The organism is Rothia endophytica, from assembly GCF_928381505.1.
Taxonomy (GTDB): Bacteria; Actinomycetota; Actinomycetes; order Actinomycetales; family Micrococcaceae; genus Rothia; species Rothia endophytica_A.
Window position 1 is genome coordinate 15,717 of the sequence record NZ_CAKMSJ010000005.1, and the last position, 17,697, is coordinate 33,413.

The 17,697-nt window shown below is 58.5% G+C and carries 17 protein-coding genes and 1 riboswitch; of the genes, 10 read left to right on the forward strand and 7 right to left on the reverse strand.

The features are described from left to right. The first annotated feature begins 254 nt into the window (after positions 1-254). The 4 genes from L6990_RS07200 to gatB all read left to right on the forward strand — a co-directional run bounded on the left by L6990_RS07200 (position 255) and on the right by gatB (position 4,539). A complete protein-coding gene (locus L6990_RS07200; protein ID WP_237203395.1) occupies positions 255-932 on the forward strand; it encodes a transglycosylase family protein in 678 nt (225 codons plus the stop codon). 205 nt (positions 933-1,137) lie between these two features. Continuing rightward, the gene (gene gatC, locus L6990_RS07205; RefSeq protein ID WP_237203396.1) at positions 1,138-1,434 is read left to right on the forward strand and encodes an Asp-tRNA(Asn)/Glu-tRNA(Gln) amidotransferase subunit GatC; all 297 of its coding nucleotides are present in this window, start codon (positions 1,138-1,140) and stop codon (positions 1,432-1,434) included. 9 nt (positions 1,435-1,443) lie between these two features. Next, positions 1,444-3,033, forward strand: a complete 1,590-nt coding sequence (gene gatA, locus L6990_RS07210; RefSeq protein WP_237203397.1) for an Asp-tRNA(Asn)/Glu-tRNA(Gln) amidotransferase subunit GatA — start codon at positions 1,444-1,446, stop codon at positions 3,031-3,033. Further along, positions 3,034-4,539 (forward strand): Asp-tRNA(Asn)/Glu-tRNA(Gln) amidotransferase subunit GatB, encoded by a 1,506-nt coding sequence (gene gatB / locus L6990_RS07215; protein ID WP_237203398.1) that lies wholly within the window; start codon positions 3,034-3,036, stop codon positions 4,537-4,539. Positions 4,540-5,047: 508 nt separating this feature from the next. Here the strand turns inward: gatB and L6990_RS07220 are convergent. From L6990_RS07220 to L6990_RS07235, 4 genes are all read right to left on the reverse strand, one after another. Beyond that, on the reverse strand, positions 5,048-5,302 hold the full coding sequence (locus L6990_RS07220) for a hypothetical protein (RefSeq protein ID WP_237203399.1): 255 nt from the start codon (positions 5,300-5,302) through the stop codon (positions 5,048-5,050). Continuing rightward, a complete protein-coding gene (locus tag L6990_RS07225) occupies positions 5,289-5,738 on the reverse strand; it encodes a hypothetical protein (RefSeq protein ID WP_237203400.1) in 450 nt (149 codons plus the stop codon). Before L6990_RS07225 ends, L6990_RS07220 begins: the two co-directional genes overlap by 14 nt. Next, positions 5,683-6,237, reverse strand: coding sequence for a hypothetical protein (locus L6990_RS07230; protein ID WP_237203401.1), 555 nt, complete (start codon positions 6,235-6,237; stop codon positions 5,683-5,685). Before L6990_RS07230 ends, L6990_RS07225 begins: the two co-directional genes overlap by 56 nt. 104 nt (positions 6,238-6,341) lie before the next feature. Further along, on the reverse strand, positions 6,342-8,525 hold the full coding sequence (locus L6990_RS07235) for a S9 family peptidase (RefSeq protein ID WP_237203402.1): 2,184 nt from the start codon (positions 8,523-8,525) through the stop codon (positions 6,342-6,344). Between the two features lie 138 nt (positions 8,526-8,663). Next, a riboswitch (SAM riboswitch) is annotated at positions 8,664-8,781 on the forward strand. A gap of 121 nt (positions 8,782-8,902) precedes the next feature. On the opposite strand from L6990_RS07235, the gene L6990_RS07240 reads away from it, so the two are divergent. Genes L6990_RS07240 through L6990_RS07250 form a run of 3 tightly spaced genes read left to right on the forward strand, consistent with a single transcriptional unit; the run spans position 8,903 to position 12,208 of the window. Further along, the gene (locus L6990_RS07240; RefSeq protein ID WP_237203403.1) at positions 8,903-10,249 is read left to right on the forward strand and encodes an O-acetylhomoserine aminocarboxypropyltransferase/cysteine synthase family protein; all 1,347 of its coding nucleotides are present in this window, start codon (positions 8,903-8,905) and stop codon (positions 10,247-10,249) included. A 14-nt stretch (positions 10,250-10,263) separates the two neighbouring features. Continuing rightward, entirely contained in the window at positions 10,264-11,490 is a 1,227-nt protein-coding gene (metX, locus tag L6990_RS07245; RefSeq protein WP_237203404.1) for a homoserine O-acetyltransferase MetX, read from the forward strand. Between the two features lie 31 nt (positions 11,491-11,521). Beyond that, the gene (locus L6990_RS07250) at positions 11,522-12,208 is read left to right on the forward strand and encodes an alpha/beta hydrolase (RefSeq protein ID WP_237203405.1); all 687 of its coding nucleotides are present in this window, start codon (positions 11,522-11,524) and stop codon (positions 12,206-12,208) included. Here L6990_RS07250 and L6990_RS07255 read toward each other — a convergent pair. After that, the gene (locus L6990_RS07255) at positions 12,205-12,426 is read right to left on the reverse strand and encodes an RNA-binding S4 domain-containing protein (protein ID WP_237203406.1); all 222 of its coding nucleotides are present in this window, start codon (positions 12,424-12,426) and stop codon (positions 12,205-12,207) included. The two genes, L6990_RS07250 and L6990_RS07255, sit on opposite strands and share 4 nt — an antisense overlap. Before the next feature lie 138 nt (positions 12,427-12,564). Between L6990_RS07255 and L6990_RS07260 the strand changes: the two genes are divergently transcribed. Further along, complete coding sequence (locus L6990_RS07260; RefSeq protein ID WP_237203407.1) at positions 12,565-13,947, forward strand: glycine--tRNA ligase; 1,383 nt, start codon at positions 12,565-12,567, stop codon at positions 13,945-13,947. A 196-nt stretch (positions 13,948-14,143) separates the two neighbouring features. Here the strand turns inward: L6990_RS07260 and L6990_RS07265 are convergent, their stop codons facing one another. Then, entirely contained in the window at positions 14,144-15,091 is a 948-nt protein-coding gene (locus L6990_RS07265; protein WP_237203408.1) for a cation diffusion facilitator family transporter, read from the reverse strand. A gap of 124 nt (positions 15,092-15,215) precedes the next feature. Then, a complete protein-coding gene (locus L6990_RS07270; protein WP_237203409.1) occupies positions 15,216-15,836 on the reverse strand; it encodes a GNAT family N-acetyltransferase in 621 nt (206 codons plus the stop codon). Positions 15,837-16,032: 196 nt separating this feature from the next. On the opposite strand from L6990_RS07270, the gene L6990_RS07275 reads away from it, so the two are divergent. Together L6990_RS07275 and L6990_RS07280 are read left to right on the forward strand one after the other, a co-directional pair. Then, positions 16,033-16,995: a GNAT family N-acetyltransferase gene (locus L6990_RS07275; RefSeq protein WP_237203410.1), complete on the forward strand. Its 963-nt coding sequence runs from the start codon at positions 16,033-16,035 to the stop codon at positions 16,993-16,995. 22 nt (positions 16,996-17,017) lie between these two features. Further along, on the forward strand, positions 17,018-17,356 hold the full coding sequence (locus L6990_RS07280; RefSeq protein ID WP_237203411.1) for an MGMT family protein: 339 nt from the start codon (positions 17,018-17,020) through the stop codon (positions 17,354-17,356). The last annotated feature ends 341 nt before the right edge of the window (positions 17,357-17,697 follow it).

Below are 17,697 nucleotides of genomic sequence, written 5' to 3' on the forward strand. Positions count from 1 at the left end.
AGGTGTTTCATCTCAAAAAGGGGTTGGCATGCGCTCAATCGTTACGTTATCGTTATCAACGAATCGAAAACGCCTTCAATCTGAAGGCTTTATAGTTCGCGGTGGAAGCCGCGAGCACATGCTGGGTTATACCGCACACCTGATGTCGTCTACAGGGTATAACCTTCACAAGATCCACTCAACATCTTGGGTAGACGGCAACGCACAGACGCCCAGGGATGGGAAGAGCGTAAGGTGGCCTTCGGAGCATTCACATGACTTCCAACATTCGTCGTAACGCAGCAGCACTTGCCCTCGGTGGCGCAGCAGCAGTAGCTACTCTGGCAGCTCCCGCAACCTCAGCAAACGCAGCTCCCCTCGAAGCTTGGGATGCACTGGCACAGTGCGAGTCCGGTGGCAACTGGGGCATCAACACCGGTAACGGTTTCTACGGCGGCCTTCAGTTCACCCCTTCATCATGGGCAGCAGCAGGTGGCTCAGGTTCACCCGCTAACGCATCAAAGGGTGAGCAGATTCGCGTAGCTGAAAACCTCCTGCAGATGCAGGGCTGGGGCGCATGGCCTTCATGCTCCGCTCGGCTTGGCCTTTCCGCATACGGTACCTCCAGCGCACCCGCAACTGTAGCTCCTCAGGCTAACCAGGTTGCTGAAATTGCAGCTCCTGCTCCCGCAGTCGTTGAAGCGCCCGCAGCACCCGTTGTTGAAGCAGCACCCGTTGTTGAAGCAGCACCCGTTGCAGAAGCTCCTGCTGTAGCAGTAGCAGAAGCACCCGTAGCTAACACCTACACCGTAGTTGCTGGCGATACCCTTTCAGAAATCGCTTACGCACACGGCTTCAGCAGCTGGGACGCAATCGTTGCAGCTAACTCAGGTCTAATCACCAACGCTGACGTAATTGAAATCGGCTGGGAACTCACCATCCCCGCTAAGTAAGGTATCTATCAATAGGCCTTAGCGTATATACAACGCATTAAAAGGTGCCTGCGCTCCCATGGGGGCGCAGGCACCTTTTTGTCACCGCCCTACTATTTATCTGTCGATCAGGCAGCGTCTGCCCCCAAGCCTCGGTGATGGGCGTCTGGAGGCAGTGCGGTAAACTAAGAGACTGAAAACCTATGTCTACCTCGTGGAAGTGATTATGTCTGCCATTACGAGTGAGCAGGTGGCGCACCTGGCCATGCTGGCTCATATTGAGATGACCGAAGAAGAGCTTGCCTCGATGGCAGCTGAACTCGATGTCATCGTTGATTCTGTGAAGTCAGTGTCCGATGCGGTATCAGATGATATCCCCGCAACGTCGCACCCCATCCCCCTGCAGAATGTCTTCCGTGAGGACGTCGTGGGTGAAACCCTCACCGCTGAAGAAGCGCTCTCAGGGGCACCCGATGCCGAAGACGGCAAGTTCAAGGTGCCGGCTATTTTGGACGAAGACTAAGGAGCGGGCATGAACAACATTTTGAGACTCACGGCAGCAGAAATTGCTGAAAAGCTCACCGCAGGGGAGCTAACCTCTGTAGAAGTGACCCAGGCTTTCATTGACCGTATTATTGCTACCGATGGCGAGGCGCTGGACGCCGGTGACCGGGCTGCTGGCAAGAGCGGCGTCAACGCCTACCTGCATCTGAACGCTGAAGAAGCACTGACTGTAGCAAAGACCGTGGACGAAGACCGAGCCGCCGGTAAAGAACTGCCGGCTCTTGCGGGCGTCCCCATCGCTGTCAAAGACCTTATCGTCACTAAGGGGCAGCCCACCACTGCCGCTTCCCGTATGCTTGAGGGCTGGATGAGCCCATATGATGGCACCGTTACTCAGAAGGTCCGCGAAGCCCGCATGCCTATGCTGGGTAAGACTAACCTGGACGAGTTCGCGATGGGCTCCACCACCGAGCACTCAGCCTTTGGTGTAACCCGCAACCCCTGGTCGCTAGACCGCACTCCCGGTGGCTCCTCCGGCGGTACCCTGGCTGCGCTCGCTGCCTTCCAGGCACCCCTAGCGCTGGGCACTGACACCGGTGGCTCCGTTCGCCAGCCCGCAGCCTTTACCGGCACCGTGGGCATGAAGCCCACCTACGGCTCAATTTCCCGTTACGGCGTGATTGCTATGGCATCATCGCTGGATCAGGTAGGCCCCTGTGCTCGCACCGTGCTCGACACCGCCCTGCTCCACGAAGTAGTTGCCGGTCACGACCCCAAGGACTCCACCTCCCTGCAGACTCCCGTAGGTGCCTTTGCTGATGCTGCCCGTGCTGGTGCGGCTGAAGGTGGGCTCAAGGGTCTGCGCGTGGGCGTCATTAAGGAACTGAGCGGCGAAGGCTTCCAGCCCGGCGTCCTGACTCGTTTCAACGAGTCCCTTGAACTGCTCAAGAGCGCTGGTGCTGAAATCGTTGAGGTATCTCTGCCCTCCGTCAAGGAGGCTATCGGTGCCTACTACCTGATTATGTCTTCTGAGGTTTCTTCAAACCTCGCTAAGTACGACGGCGTGCGCTTCGGTCTGCGTAAGCTGCCCGAGGAAGGCAACGTCACCATCGAGCGCGTCATGGGTGCCTCCCGTGCCGCCGGGTTCGGCGCAGAAGCTAAGCGCCGCATCATCCTGGGTACCTATGCGCTCTCAGCAGGCTACTATGATGCCTACTACGGTTCGGCTCAGAAAGTGCGTACCCTGATTCAGCGTGACTACGCTAAGGCATTTGAGGTTGCTGACGTACTGGTATCGCCCACCGCTCCCACCACCGCCTACAAGCTGGGGGAGAAGACCAAGGGCGACCCCATGGCAATGTACATGGGCGACATCGCTACCGTGCCCACTAACCTTGCCGGCGTGCCCTCTATCTCACTGCCCGGTGGCCTTGCAGATGAAGACGGTCTGCCCGTTGGCATTCAGTTCACCGCGCCCGCCCACGAGGACGAGCGTCTATACCGCGCCGGTGCTGGCCTTGAAGCCCTGCTGACCGAAAAATGGGGCGGCCCTCTGCACGAGCAGATGCCTGACCTCGAAACCCTGATCCGTGACTTCAACTTTGAGGGAGCTAAGTAAATGACTGACGACATTCTGTCCTTCGAAGAAGCCATGGAAAAGTACGATCCCGTACTTGGCTTTGAGGTGCACGTAGAACTTAACACCGCTACTAAGATGTTTGACCCTGCTCCCAACGCTTTTGGCGACGAGGCAAACACCAACATCACCCCAGTCTCCCTGGGTCTGCCCGGTGTGCTGCCCGTGGTCAACGGTAAAGCAGTTGAGTCCGCGATTAAGCTGGGTCTAGCGCTGGGCTGCGACATCGCCCCGGTCTCTCACTTTGCGCGTAAGAACTACTTCTACCCCGACACCCCCAAGAACTTCCAGACCTCTCAGTTCGATGAACCTATCGCTGAGAACGGCTCTATCGATATTGAGCTTGAGGACGGCACCGTCTTCACCATCGATATCGAGCGCGCTCACATGGAAGAGGACGCCGGTAAGCTGACCCACAAGGGTGGCGCCGCTGGTCGTATCCAGGGTGCTGACTTCTCACTGGTGGACTACAACCGCTCCGGTGTGCCCCTCATCGAAATCGTTACCCGCCCCATCGTAGGTGCAGGGGAGCGTGCTCCCGAGCTGGCGCGCGCTTACGTGGCAGCCATCCGCGAAATCGTCAAGAACCTGGGTATCTCGGACGCCCGCATGGAGCGCGGTAACGTGCGCTGTGACGCCAACGTTTCACTGATGCCCAAGGGCACCACCGAATTCGGCACCCGTTCAGAGACCAAGAACGTTAACTCCCTGCGCTCAGTTGAACGCGCTGTTCGCTACGAAATCCAGCGCCATGCTGCTGTGCTAGACGCCGGTGAGAAGGTTGTGCAGGAAACCCGTCACTGGCACGAGGACACCCGTTCCACCACCTCTGGCCGTCCTAAGTCTGATGCAGATGACTACCGTTACTTCCCCGAACCTGACCTGGTACCCGTGGTCACCGATTCTGAGTGGATTGAGCGCCTGCGCGCTGAACTGCCCGAGCCTCCCGCTGAGCGCCGTCGTCGCCTCAAGGCTGACTGGGGCTTCTCAGATGAGGAATTCCGCGATGTAGTTAACGCTGGTGCTATGGATGCCATCGAAGAGACTATTGCCGCCGGTGCTCCTGCCTCTGTTGCCCGCAAGTGGTGGATGGGCGAAATCGCCCGTATCGCTAAGGAGCGCGAGGTTGAGCTGACCGAAACCGGTGCGACCGCTCAGACCGTGCTTGAGCTTAATAAGCTTATTGAAGCTAAGAAGATCAACGATAAGATTGCCCGCCAGGTGCTGGGTTTTGTCATTGATGGCGAGGGCGAGCCTGCCGAGATTGTTGAGAAGCGTGGTTTGGCGGTTGTCTCTGATGACGGTGCGCTGACGAGCGCTATCGACGATGCTCTAGCCGCTATGCCCGACGTTGCCGATAAGATTCGTGCCGGTAAGGTCCAGGCCGCCGGTGCTGTGGTTGGCCAGGTCATGAAGGCTACCCGCGGCCAGGCAGATGCCGGACGCGTGCGTGAGCTGATTCTTGAAAAGCTGGGGGTTGAGGGCTAAGACCTCTGTCTCTCCAGCTGGTAACCGGGTGCTCTCCCTGACGGGAGGGCCCCGGTTTTTCTGTTGGTCTACTTGTCTGCTCCCGGTAGAGAGGGAGGCGCAAAGAAGGCGCCCGGCCTGGGAAGGAGGGGCGCCTTTTACTTTGCGCCGCGGACAGGGCTCTGAGGTGTAGAGCTCTACCCGATGGACGGTTGGCTCACTAGGGAAAACAGGCCAACCGTCGGGGTAGGTAGCAAAAATCGCACTGAGGCTACCTAGGGTCTCGATTTAACAGGGTGGGGCTTTAGCACTAGTACAGAGGGGTGAAACTAGGAGCGAAAACATGCACCAGGGGGTGGGATGTTCTTTCCAGAAGCTCTAAGCCTCATCCACCTGTTGAAGAATCGAGTGTAAGGGGTGATGGTTACCACATCCATCAAACCTTAGACCCTTAGACTATGTTCTCCCACGTCTCGCTCATATCGCAGTTTTACTGTACAGAACAAATTTTTTGGGCGAAAACAAAATTTTAGGTGCTGGGGCTCCAGTTCAGTGCCACGGTGGTGTCCTTGAGAGGGGAGAGGTAATCGGTGACAGTGTCGGCGCAGGCGATGGTAGGGGAGGGCCCAGCGGACGTTTGCTCGGTGAAGCTTACTCTCACGAGGGTACCGGTTGCGGTGAGCTTAATGGCAGCAGAGTAGCTACGGTGGGTGAAGGGCAAGAGTAGCCGGTAGCTGCCGTCCGCTTGCGACTGGGCCCTACCTCGCACACTAAAACGCAGCATGAAGGTTTGCAGGGGGCTGAATGAAGGTGGCGGGGGTGAAAACCCATTCCTGGTCTTCGTCGACGCGTGATACCGAAAAGTTCCGGTCAGCGCAGGTAAGCTCCCGCCCCTGGGGTAAGGCAAAGAGTAAGGCGGAGCAACCTGATTCGAGACTGAGCAGGGTGTAGGTGGCCTTGAGGGTAAAGGCCGCCGGATCTGCCGGATCAAGCTGAACATCCAGGTAGCAGCTTGAGGTGAGGGCCTGGGGGTTGCTGCGCAGGAAATGAACGGTTTCTGAGTCGTCGAAGCCCTGGAAGGCCGCCTTGTGTAGGGCCTTGTGGGTGTGCTCGTCGAAGCCGAAGGTTTCGCTGAACAGGTCGATGGTTTCGCTGCTGATGTGTTCACCGGTGATGGCGCGACGTACCCGGTCTTTGTGCTTGTGGGGCGGGAAGCTCAACAACTTCCAGTAGGCTTTCGACTTTCATGGTGTGGGACCAAATTTTTTGGACGATGGCCCTAGGGGGCGCATCGAAGGTGAGAGTCAGCGAAACGTTGAACCGTGCCGGGGTGAAGGGCCCCAAGGAAGCGTAGGTGCGGTCATCTGGTTCTAGCAACATGCGGTCGATATTGAGGTCGATGCGGTAGCGAATCCGGTGAACCTGGACGTAACGGATTGGAACAGGCGCTTTGATGGCTAGCTGCCACATGGTGTTTTCGGGGTGGTGGATGTGGGCGCGTTCGTGCTCGTTCATGGAGATAAGCTCACCGCCCTCGATGAGGGTGACGGTAGAGTCAGTGGCCTCAAATCGGGGAGAGGTGAGGGTGAGCTCATCAATGTCTTTGATGGTGGCAGGGTCAATGTCTTGGTCGAGATAGTCCGAGAGCTCGTAGGCGATAAAAGTGGCTACGGCTCGTTGATTGATGGAGTTACCCCGGCGTCGTTGCACGTGCCGCATCCACTTTTCCCGGTAAGGGGGCTTGTTCAGCAGAGAGAGCAGGATTTAGTGGGGGACGTGTGGGGTCAGGTCAACCGGGTCAAGGGACGGTGGCATAGGTAGGGTTACTCTGCGATGGTGCTGGCGCCCAGGTGGGTGAGCAGGAAGGCGTAGTCCCAGGCAATTTCACGCCAGGCGGTGAAACGGCCTGAACCGCCGCCGTGGCCGCCGTCCATCTCTATTTTGAGCAGGGGAGTGGGAGAGGCCGGGTCGATGGTTTCGCGCAGGGCTGCTACCCATTTGGCAGGCTCCACGTAGAAGACACGGGTGTCGTTGAGGGAAGTCACCGCGGCGATGGCCGGGTATGTGACCGGGCGGATGTTCTCGTAGGGGGTGTAGGACTTCATGTAGTCGTAGACCTCCTTGTCGGTGATGGGGTTGCCCCATTCTTCCCATTCCAGGGCTGAGAGCGGTAGGTTGGGGTCGAGAATTGTGGTCAGGGCATCAACGAAGGGTACCTGGGCCAGACAGGCTGCGTACTTTTCGGGGGCCATGTTGACGACGGCGCCCATGAGCAGGCCGCCGGCTGATCCACCCATGATACCGATACGAGCAGCGTCCACCCAGGCCTGGGAGGCGAGGAAGTCGGTGGCGTCAATAAAGTCGGTGAAGGTGTTTTTCTTGGCCAGCTTCTTGCCCTCGGCGTACCAGGCGCGGCCCATTTCACCGCCGCCGCGGATGTGGGCAACGACGAAGATGACGCCGCGGTCCAGCACGCTCAGACGGGCTGTGGAGAAGTAGGGGTCCATGGAGGACTCATAGGAGCCGTAGCCGTACTGGATGACGGGGTTTTCCTGCGACTTATCCAGGTCAGCGCGGTGCATGACGGAGAGCGGAATCATGGCTCCGTCGGCTGCCGGGGCCCACATACGGTAGGCAGTGTAGTTCTCAGGTTCGTAGCCGATGACGGGAGTGCGGCGGCGTAGCACCAGGTCGTCGGTATCGGGGAAGTAGTCGTAGACGCTGCTGGGGGTCAGGTAGGAGGTGTAGTTCAGGCGAATGACCGGGGACATGATGTTCACGCCCGAGAAAGCCGAGGTGTAGAGCTCTTCGGTAAAGCCGCCGGGCTCATAGAGGTCAAGGCCCTGGGGGTGGGCTGCGGCAACCTGCTCCGCAAGAGCGGTACGCGGGGCAACAAATACCTTGACGGTGGTGTTCTCCCGGGCCATGAGCACCAGGTGGTTGCGGGAGAACTTGAAGCCCTCGAGACGGACGTCCGAGCGGTGGGGAACAAGGGGAATCCAACTGGCCTTGAAGTCGGCAAAAGGTAGGTACTCCTCCCGCAGGGGAGCCAGCACGATTTCGCCGTTGGGGGCCTCATAGTTATGGCTGATGACCAGATAGCCGGTGCCTTCCACGTCGATGATATCGGTGGAGTACTCGATACCGGCGTCCCGCTTCATAATGAGGGTGGGCTCTAGCTGGCCCAGCTCGTGGATATTGATAATGCGTGTCTCTGAGTACTCAGAGTTGGATGAGGTAATGACCACGTGGGTACGGGAGGACGACATGCCGGCACCCAACCAGAGGCCGTTATCGTCTTCGCGGTAGAGGCCAAAATCTTCAGAGGCGCTGGTGCCAATGGCGTGGGCACGCACTTCGTAGGGGCGCCAGGACTCATCGGCTACCGAGTAAATCAGGTGCTTGGCTCCAGAGGCAAAGAAGGCCCCTGCAAAGACATCCTCAATTTTCTCTTCCAGAATCTCACCGGTATCGAGGTTCTTGAAGTACTGGGTGTAGCGCTCATCGCCTGAATCGTCCACACCGAAGGTCAGTAGGGAACCGTCGCGGGTCACCTGGAAGGAACCCAGCGAAAAGAAGGTCATATCGCGGGCGAACTCGTTACAGTCCAGCACCACCTGCTCGCCGTCGAGCGGTTCCCCGGGGCGGACGACCGGCGGCTGGTAGCGCTCTTCAACGCTGCCCTCGGTCAGGGCAGGGACGCGGCACATGACCGGGTACTGCTCACCGGCAACCGTGCGGTTAAAGTACCACCAGGCCCCGCGGCGCGAGGGCACCGACATATCGGTCAGCTGGGTGCGCCCCTTAATCTCTTCAAAAACAGCATCGCGAAGGGGCTGCTGATCTTCTGTGACCGCCTCGGTAAAGGCGTTCTCAGCGCGTAGATGCTCTAGTACCTCGGTGCTTTCCTTATCGCGCAACCACTCATAGTGATCAACAAAAGTATCACCGTGATGGGTGCGCTTAAGGGGCACGCGCTTGGCAAGAGGAGGAGTCAGAGACATCATCAGCCCTTTCGTAAAAACTCGCTTCCCACCATTCTAAATGACGCTCACAGAACGTAACGTACGCAATACAAGGACACATGCTGAAACTTTAGGGCTCTTTCTTGACGGTCCCCGGGTGAGCCAGCAAGACTAGAGACAGGTCAAGAGAACCAGCGCTAAGCCCCAGCTAGCTGGTCGGCAACCCTCCACTCGCGGTGGGGTGCCCTGGGTGATGACCGGGCGTACCCACCGAGAACCAGGTACGCAAGCGCGGGACCGATGTGCCTCTATCTTCTGCGAGGGCATCAGATTCTTTTCCTCCTTACCCGGGCGGAAGATACGGCATGCGGCCCGTTTCAACTGAACACTGAAACAACGACCTCCCTAGGAGTAGCCGCATGACCACCGAGAACACCGTTCCCACCCCCTCCAATCCCACCGGCTGGAAGTTCGAAACCCAGCAGATTCACGCCGGCCAGGAACCCGACGCGGCAACCGGCGCCCGCGCCCTACCCATCTACCAGACCACGTCCTTTGTCTTCAAGGACTCCGCCCAGGCAGCAGGTCGCTTCGCCCTCTCAGAGCTGGGCCCCATCTACTCCCGTATCAACAACCCCACCCAGGAAGCCGTTGAAAACCGTATCGCTGCTCTCGAAGGTGGCGTCGGGGCCCTGTTGCTCGCCAGCGGCCAGGCAGCCTCAACCTTCGCAATCCTGAACATCGCAGGAGCCGGTGACCACGTCGTTGCCTCCCCTTCCCTCTACGGCGGCAGCTTCAACCTGCTCAAGTACACCCTCAAGAACCTCGGCATCGAAACCACCTTCGTCGATAATCCCGCCGACCCCGAGTCCTGGCGCGCAGCAGCCCGCGAGAACACCAAGGCCTTCTACGCAGAAACCCTGCCCAACCCGCGCGGTGACGTACTCGACATCGAAGCTATCTCGGGCGTAGCCCACGAGGTCGGTGTGCCCCTGATCGTCGACAACACCGTCGCCACCCCCTACCTGCTCAACCCCATCAAGCACGGCGCTGACGTGGTCATCCACTCAGCCACTAAATACCTGGGCGGCCACGGCACCTCGGTTGGCGGTGTCATCGTCGACTCCGGTAACTTCGACTACGGCGCCTACCCCGACAAGTACCCCCTCTTCAACCAGCCCGACGAAAGCTACCACGGCCTGGTCTACGCCCGCGACCTCGGCGCGGACGGTGTCTTCGGAGTCAACCTCTCCTACATTCTCAAAGCCCGCGTCTCCCTGCTACGCGACCTCGGCTCATCCATCTCACCGACCAACGCCTTCAACATCGCCATCGGCTTAGAAACCCTCTCCCTGCGGGTAGAACGCCACGTAGAGAACGCCCTCAAAGTCGCCCAGTTCCTCAAAGACCACCCCCAGGTCGAATCGGTCACCTACTCCGGTCTGCCCGATTCCCCCTACTACGAACTGGCCCAAAAGTACCTGCCCAAGGGGGCTGGCGCCGTCCTCGGCTTCACCCTCAAGGACGCCGATGCCGAAACCGCCCAGAAATTCGTGGACTCCCTCTCCCTCCACTCCCTGCTGGTCAACATCGGTGATGTACGCTCCCTGGCCGTGCACCCGGCGTCCACCACCCACAGCCAGTCCACCACCGAAGAGCTTGAAGCCATCGGCATCAACCCCGCCTTCATCCGCCTCTCGGTAGGTATCGAACACATCGACGACATCCTCGCCGACCTCGAACTCGGCTTCACCGCCATCCGCTAAGGAAAGGTAGCTCAATGACGACCGCCCGCCCCGCTGATACCACCCCCACCCGTACCGACGGCGTCCTCACCTACGCCAAAGTCGGCGATCTGACCCTTGAATCGGGGGCAGTGCTGCCCGACGTCACCATCGGCTACGAAACCTGGGGAACCCTCAACGAGGCGGGCGACAACGCCATTTTGATCCTGCACGCCCTGACCGGCGACACCCACGTCTCGGCAGGCCGGGCAGGAGCGGACGCCAGCGAGCAAGACCGCGAGGCCGCCGAAGCTGCAGGTTGGTGGCCCACCGCTGTCGGCCCCGGCCGCGTCATCGACACCGACAAATACTTCGTCATCTCACCCAACATGCTTGGCGGCTGCTACGGATCGACCGGGCCAGCTTCCCCCGCCCTGGCCAGTATCGACCCCGAACAAAAGCCCTGGGGCTCCCGCTTCCCCCTGGTTACTATCCGCGACGGCGTCCACGCCGAAAAGCGTCTGCTTGACCAGCTCGGCGTTACCTCTCTACACCACGTCATCGGTGGCTCCCTGGGAGGCGCCCGTGCCGCAGAATGGGCCGTCACCTACCCCGACCTCGTCCGCTCCTGCGCCGTCATCGCCTCCGGCCCCGCTGCCACCGCCGAACAGATCGCTTGGGGCCACATGCAAAACCTGGCCATCCGGCAGGATCCAGCCTTCGCAGGCGGCGACTACTACCCCGGCCCCGGTCCTGAAAACGGCCTCGCCCTGGCCCGCCGCATCGCCCACACCACCTACCGCTCCGCCGCCGAACTCCACTTCCGCTTCGGCCGCGACGCCCAAGACGGCCACGACGTTCTGCATCCCGTCCCCGCAGACCGCGGCCGCTACCAGGTCGAAAACTACCTGGACCACCACGGGGCAAAACTCACCGCCCGCTTCGACGCCAATTCCTACCTCGCCATCAACGAAGCCCTACTCTCCCACGACCTCGGGCGCGACCGCGGCGGTCTCGAAAAAGCCCTCGCCCGTACCACCTGCAACTGGACCATCGCCTACGTCGACTCCGACCGCCTCTTCTTCCCCTCCGACTCCCAAATCCTCGCAGCAGCCCTACCCCGCCCCATAGAACCCGCCGTGATCCACTCACCCTGCGGCCACGACGGCTTCCTCATCGAACACGAACAGCTCGAACGTATACTTGCCACCAGCATCGAAACCCAGGACGCCGCCGACGAAGCAAAACCGCAAGGACGCAAGCACCTGTGGGCGGTGGCCTAAAGCTGGCTCTGCCGATGGTAAGTTGGGGGTTATGAACCAGTACCTTGTTGAATATTCCAAGGCAGAACCCTTCCGCCGGGGCACCCACCTGGTCGTCCTCCTGCACGGCTACGGCTCCCACGAGCGTGACCTGCTTGGGCTTACCCCCTACCTGCCCAGCGAGAAGGTGACCTACGCGTCCGTCCGCGCGCCACAGCCCGTTGGCTACCAGCTACCGGCAGACGCAGGCTCCGCCTACGTCCAAGGCTCCGCCATTGGTTATCAGTGGTGGCCCCTCAACCAGCAGCTTGAAACCGTAGGCTTCACCGCAATCGAACTAGCCGTGGACTACCTGCTGGACTGGTTAGAACCCCTCGCCGCTGATTACAAGAGCGTCACCCTGTTGGGCTTCTCGCAGGGCATGGCTGTGGCTACATCTGTAGCTCGCCGCCGTCCCGAGCTTATTACCGCCGTGGTGGGGCTTTCTGGCTACGCAGTAGACGGCGGGTCTGATTACTTTAGGGACGCCGAGTTCACAGGGAATCAGAAACTACAGCTTTTCTGGGGTAGGGGAGACTCCGACCCCATTATCACCGCAGAGAAAATTGAATTTACCCAGCAGTGGGTGGGGGAGTACGCCCAGGTTGAGCAAGAGCTTTACCCCGGCTTAGCCCACGGCATCGCTGCCCAGGAGCTGGCTCATATTTCTGCTTACCTGAGTGAAAAGGTGCTGGGCTAGTCCCTCTCCACCTGTACCGCCATGCCGTTGAGCTCTACAAGGTCGCCGGGGTGGAGCTGTTTGCCGCGCTGCTCGCAGATTTCATCGTTGACCTTAACCAGGCCATCCTGAATTACATCGCGGGCATGGGTGCCATTTTCTACCAGGTTAGCCAGTTTCAAGAACTGACCTAGACGGATCATCTCGTCACGAATAAAAACAGGTTCAATGTTGCTCATACCCCATACTCTACCGCCCCATATGCCCCGGTGCGTGCGGTAGGCTGGTAGGTGCACGCCCACACAGATGAGCGTGCATTTTTTGCAAATCCAAGCACGCCACAACCGGTGGCGCAGGCTCATAGGAGTACCCAACACATGGCAGCGAAGTCCACGCTCGATAACGTCATCTCACTCGCGAAGCGCCGCGGGTTCGTCTTCCAGGCAGGTGAAATCTACGGTGGTTCCCGCTCAGCCTGGGACTACGGCCCTCTGGGCGCAGAGCTCAAAGAGAACATCCGTCAGCAGTGGTGGCAGACCTTTGTTCGCGGACGCGAAGATATGGTGGGTCTGGATTCCTCCATCATCCTGCCCAAGGCAGTGTGGGAGGCCTCCGGCCACGTCGCAACCTTCACCGACCCCCTGGTGGAGTGTCTTTCTTGCCACTCCCGCCACCGTCAGGACCACCTGATTGAAGCCTTTGAAACCAAGAAGGGCCGCGCGCCCGAAAACGGCATGGACGACATCGTCTGCCCCAAGTGCGGTAACAAGGGTCAGTGGACCGAACCCCAGAACTTCTCTGGTCTCATGAAGACCTTCCTGGGCCCCGTTGATAATGAAGAGGGCCTGCACTTTATGCGCCCCGAGACTGCTCAGGGTATCTTCGTGAACTTCAACAACGTGGTCACTGCCTCTCGCAAGCGTCCGCCCTTCGGCATTGGCCAGATCGGTAAGGCTTTCCGTAACGAAATTACCCCCGGTAACTTCATCTTCCGTACCCGCGAGTTCGAGCAGATGGAAATCGAGTACTTTGTGCACCCCGACGACGCACCCAAGTACTACGACCAGTGGATCGAAGACTGCTGGAACTGGTTCATTGACCTGGGTATCAACCCCGATAACATGCGCAAGTTCGACGTCCCCGAAGACGACCGTGCCCACTACTCAGCTGGCACTATGGATCTCGAATACCGTTTCGGTTTCCAGGGTAGCGAATGGGGCGAGCTCATGGGCGTCGCCAACCGCACCAACTACGACCTGGGGGTGCACAACGAGCACTCCAACGCCAAGCTCGAATACTTTGACCAGGGCACCGGCGAACGTTACGTCCCCTATGTCATCGAGCCTTCCTTCGGTCTGACCCGCGCCATGATGGCCTTCCTGGTCGATGCTTATGTCGAAGATGAAGCGCCCAACACCAAGGGCGGCGTGGATAAGCGCACCGTACTGAAGCTGGACCCCCGCCTGGCTCCCGTCAAGGCTGCTGTTCTGCCCCTGTCCAAGAAGGAAGACCTGGTTCCCTCAGCCAAGAAGCTGGCAGACGAACTGCGCCGCAACTGGAACATCGACTACGATGACGCCGGTGCAATCGGCCGCCGCTATCGCCGCCAGGACGAAATCGGCACCCCCTTCTGTATCACCGTGGACTTTGACACCCTGGAAGACCAGGCTGTGACCATCCGCGAGCGCGACACCATGACCCAGGAGCGTGTAGCCCTGGATCAGGTCACCGCCTACCTGGCAGCTAAGCTAGCTGGCTAAGTAGGTAAACCTTTAGCTAACTCACATGGATGTGCTTGACGCCAGCTGACCCTCTTGCAGACTCGCGCGGGGCGCTCGCCTGTAATTCACGCCAGCCCCGACCAGCTGGCGTCAAGCACATCCATTGTTCGTTAGTTGGCAGGAGATAACTGGCGGACACAGCAGTGGTCTTACATCCCTGTGAATAGAGCTTCGTCTAAGGTAACTGGTCGTAGTGGCCCTCAGTTTGTAGAGATTCCGGCTCGATCTGGAAGGTTGAGTGCCTGATGCTGACTTCAAAGTGTTCAGCAACGCAGGTCTGTAACCGTTTGAGGGTCTCCACTGCGCAGCCGTCGGTGAAGCATTCGTCCTCCACCACCACGTGGGCGGTTAGTACCGGGAGGTCTGAGGAGATTTGGCTGGCATGCAAATCGTGCACAGCCACCACGTGGGGAAGAGTCTCTAGATGCCGGCGCACGTCCTCAACGTCCAGGCCCCGCGGTGCGGATTCCAGGAGCACGCTCACGGTTTCTTTCAGCAGCTTGAGGGTTCGGGGCACAATCAGTAGACCAATAAGAATGGCGGCGAGGGCGTCAGCCTGCAACCAACCAGTCAGAGCGATTACTATTGCCCCCGCGATCACCGCAACCGATCCTAGAGCATCATTGAGCACCTCTAAGAAAGCTGCGCGCATGTTGAAGTTGCGACGGTCCCCGCCCAGCAGAATCAGCATCATCACCAAATTGACAGCCAGGCCAAGGGCGCCAAAAACTAACAGCTCTCTGGTGGCTAGGGCCTGGGGATTAAAATAGCGCTGCACTGCCTCAACCAGCACGAAAGCCCCGACACCCAGTAGCATCGCTGCCTGAACCATCGCGGCCAGCACTTCAAGGCGCTTGAGCCCCCAGGTGCGCCGGGAGGACGGCGGGCGAGCAGCCAGATGAGCCACAATGAGGGCAACGGTGACCCCGATAGCGTCGGTGGCAACGTGAACGGTGTCAAAAAGTAAAGCAAGCGAGCCGGTAACCCAGGCACCCACCAACTGGATGATAAAAAGCGACCAGGCAATGAGAACAACCGCTAGTAGCCGCCGTCTGTTAACACCTGCAAAATGATCATGAGAATGCTCAGAGCCATGCTGGTGGGAATGTGAATGCGCTGCCACACTTTCTCCCTTTTTCTTGCGTCTAACCTTTAAAGAAAAACTACCCCGGTGAGACCGGGATAGCAAATGGTGAGCTGAGAGAAAGGGCGGTGGAAGCGTTTGCCCCAGGGGCCGCCCGAGCAGACTAAATGGCGACCTGAGTTTCTGATAGCTGCAGGTACCCATTAACACTGCGAGCCGCCTCCCAATCCTTTCTAATGACAGCCTTGAGAAGGGCGTCATGGAAGGTGCCATCAATGCAGAGCGCCTCGCGGCGGCGCCCTTCAGGTACAAAGCCGCAGGAGGTATAGACGTGGCGGGCACGGGCATTGAAATCGTAGACTTCAAGCTCAATACGGTTGAGGCCCAGGTGCTCAAAACCGTAGTCCACCATCAGCTTAGTGGCCTCAGTACCGTAGCCCTTATTCTGCCCGGCCTTGCCGATAGCGATGCGGTAGTTGACTGAGAGGTTGTTGGGATCATACTCGTTGAACACGACTTCCCCCACATACTGATCTAATTCAGGTACATAAATCGCCAGGTCAAGACGATTCTGCTTGTCGTTGCGGCGACCGTACCACTCACGGGTACGCGCCTCATCGAAGGGATGGGTCTCGGTGATACGAGAATGTGCGGTGCCGGTCTTGATGAGTACGTCAGGCTCCTGCAAGATACCAATCATCGCGTCAATGGCGCGGTCATCGAGGGGGCGAAGTTCAACTTTAGAACCGCGCAAAATGGGTTTTGTCACAAGAGGTGAGGTCATGACACCAATCTATAAAGAAGGTAAGAAATGCTGGGAACAACCATCATTCTAAGCGGTAACCGGCAGGTAAAGACAAGTTGAAACTTTCTCGGTTCGCGGTGGGCGTTCAGGGGCAGTGTTGCTACTCTCTGCACCAGCGCTGGGAGCGTCCGCTAGAGTAGGTGAGTACCCCACAATGAGAGACCGGAAGGCACCTGTGAACGACTACATCTACCGCCCCTGGCAGTCTGGCGATGACCTTGCACTTTTGCAGTACTGGAACGACCCCGAAAACCACCAGGTAGCTGCATTCCGCTCGTCCTTCGCTGAGAGTAGCAATGAACCTTTCATCCGCACTATCGTTGCTGAGCATCAGGGTGTTCCTGTGGGGGCCGGTGTTATTTATGAGACCTCGCTGCATACTCAACGACTCTGGGCTTATGTAGAGGTTGCCCCCGACCACCGCCGTAAGGGTGTCGGGTCTGCCCTGTTGCAACATCTCAAAGATGCCGCGCAGCAGGCGCCCAGCGGCGTGACTGCCCTGCGCAGCAAGACCGTGCCGGAATCAGTAGGTCTTGCGTTCGCCGAACATCACGGTTTCAGCGTATTGCAGCGCTCTCGCATGGTGCGGGTAGAAGCCGGCGGTGTGCCAGCGGTGCCCCTGCATCAGGACGAGGCGGAGCGCCTTACACAGTCCATTGAGGACATCGCTACTGGCTCAGTGGAACTGACGCAGTGTTTTTGGGAGTTTTATACAGCAGTTCATGCTTGGGACCCTCCTGCCCAGACCTCAGTTGGACGTGTGAACCGTCTCTTCCTTTCCGATGAAGCAGAAGCCCTTGGTGCGGTCGTCCTGCGTGATGACGTACTACGCGCTCAGCGGGAAGGCAAAAAGGGCTTGATCAGTGCCTTTGCCATTAGCTACCGCCCACTAGCAGTAGATGCCGGTCAGATGAAGCTGGCGGAGGATGATGCGACCGATGTCACCATTGGTTACCGCCCCGGTCACCCGGCCGCGCGTGAGGCGATTCTTCAGCTCCTTTCGGTGATGGTAGGGCAGTATGCTGTGAATATCGAGGTGGATGACTCTATGGAGGATTTAGCGGTGATGATTGACCAGCTCATCTCTATGGGCTCTGCGTCGGTGACGAGCACCTCCCTAGTAATTGCTGATAGCTAAAACTAAGAGAGTCTTTCTTTCCATGGATGATGTACGCGTAGAGCGTGTACTGCGGGCTGTTGAGTGCATCCCCTGCGGTTCAGTGGCTACCTATGGAGACATTGGGGACGTAACAGGGGAGTCTGCCCGTGTGATTGGGCGAGTACTGGCTCTTTGGGGGTCAAATGTGCCCTGGTGGCGCGTCTGTAATAGCAAGGGTGAGATTCCCGGTCACAGCGCAGAAGCTCTTGAGCTTTGGTTGGCTGATAAGTTGCCAGTCAAAGCTCAGGGGTCACTAAAATTAGTGGACTGCAGGGTAAACGTTGCAGAGCTGAAAGACCAGGTCGCGACGGTGTTTGATGGTCTTGAGGGCAATTCATGAGGGGTAAAGAAAGCGCCGTCCTCCATGCCTGAATGGAAGGACGGCGCCGGAATCTTCAAAAGAGTCCTCTAATATAATACATGTTTTTAGACCCTAATCCCAGTTTATTATCTGTTCTGGCATGTCAGAAGTATCATGTCTAGACATGTTGGGATTAGTGGGGTTCTGTACTAAGTTTAGGTAAATAGGGGTGAAAAATAATTTAAAAAGCCAGCTTAGGTATTTGCCAAGTATGCTGTTAATGAGTAGTGTTACTAGTGTGCTAGGGCATAAGACTCCTTACAGGTAAGGGTCTCTTAAGCTCTCGTGCACCGTCCATGAAAATACTCCGAAAGGGAGCA

What these genes read in the sequence shown, in the direction of transcription:
- L6990_RS07280 (WP_237203411.1), top strand. Translation starts at nt 17,018, where the DNA reads ATGGATGATGTACGCGTAGAGCGTGTACTGCGGGCTGTTGAGTGCATC.
- L6990_RS07270 (WP_237203409.1), bottom strand. Translation starts at nt 15,836, where the DNA reads ATGACCTCACCTCTTGTGACAAAACCCATTTTGCGCGGTTCTAAAGTT.
- L6990_RS07250 (WP_237203405.1), top strand. Translation starts at nt 11,522, where the DNA reads ATGAACCAGTACCTTGTTGAATATTCCAAGGCAGAACCCTTCCGCCGG.
- gatC (WP_237203396.1), top strand. Translation starts at nt 1,138, where the DNA reads ATGTCTGCCATTACGAGTGAGCAGGTGGCGCACCTGGCCATGCTGGCT.
- L6990_RS07255 (WP_237203406.1), bottom strand. Translation starts at nt 12,426, where the DNA reads ATGAGCAACATTGAACCTGTTTTTATTCGTGACGAGATGATCCGTCTA.
- L6990_RS07200 (WP_237203395.1), top strand. Translation starts at nt 255, where the DNA reads ATGACTTCCAACATTCGTCGTAACGCAGCAGCACTTGCCCTCGGTGGC.
- L6990_RS07230 (WP_237203401.1), bottom strand. Translation starts at nt 6,237, where the DNA reads ATGCGGCACGTGCAACGACGCCGGGGTAACTCCATCAATCAACGAGCC.
- L6990_RS07235 (WP_237203402.1), bottom strand. Translation starts at nt 8,525, where the DNA reads ATGATGTCTCTGACTCCTCCTCTTGCCAAGCGCGTGCCCCTTAAGCGC.
- L6990_RS07220 (WP_237203399.1), bottom strand. Translation starts at nt 5,302, where the DNA reads ATGCTGCGTTTTAGTGTGCGAGGTAGGGCCCAGTCGCAAGCGGACGGC.
- metX (WP_237203404.1), top strand. Translation starts at nt 10,264, where the DNA reads ATGACGACCGCCCGCCCCGCTGATACCACCCCCACCCGTACCGACGGC.
- L6990_RS07240 (WP_237203403.1), top strand. Translation starts at nt 8,903, where the DNA reads ATGACCACCGAGAACACCGTTCCCACCCCCTCCAATCCCACCGGCTGG.
- L6990_RS07260 (WP_237203407.1), top strand. Translation starts at nt 12,565, where the DNA reads ATGGCAGCGAAGTCCACGCTCGATAACGTCATCTCACTCGCGAAGCGC.
- gatB (WP_237203398.1), top strand. Translation starts at nt 3,034, where the DNA reads ATGACTGACGACATTCTGTCCTTCGAAGAAGCCATGGAAAAGTACGAT.
- gatA (WP_237203397.1), top strand. Translation starts at nt 1,444, where the DNA reads ATGAACAACATTTTGAGACTCACGGCAGCAGAAATTGCTGAAAAGCTC.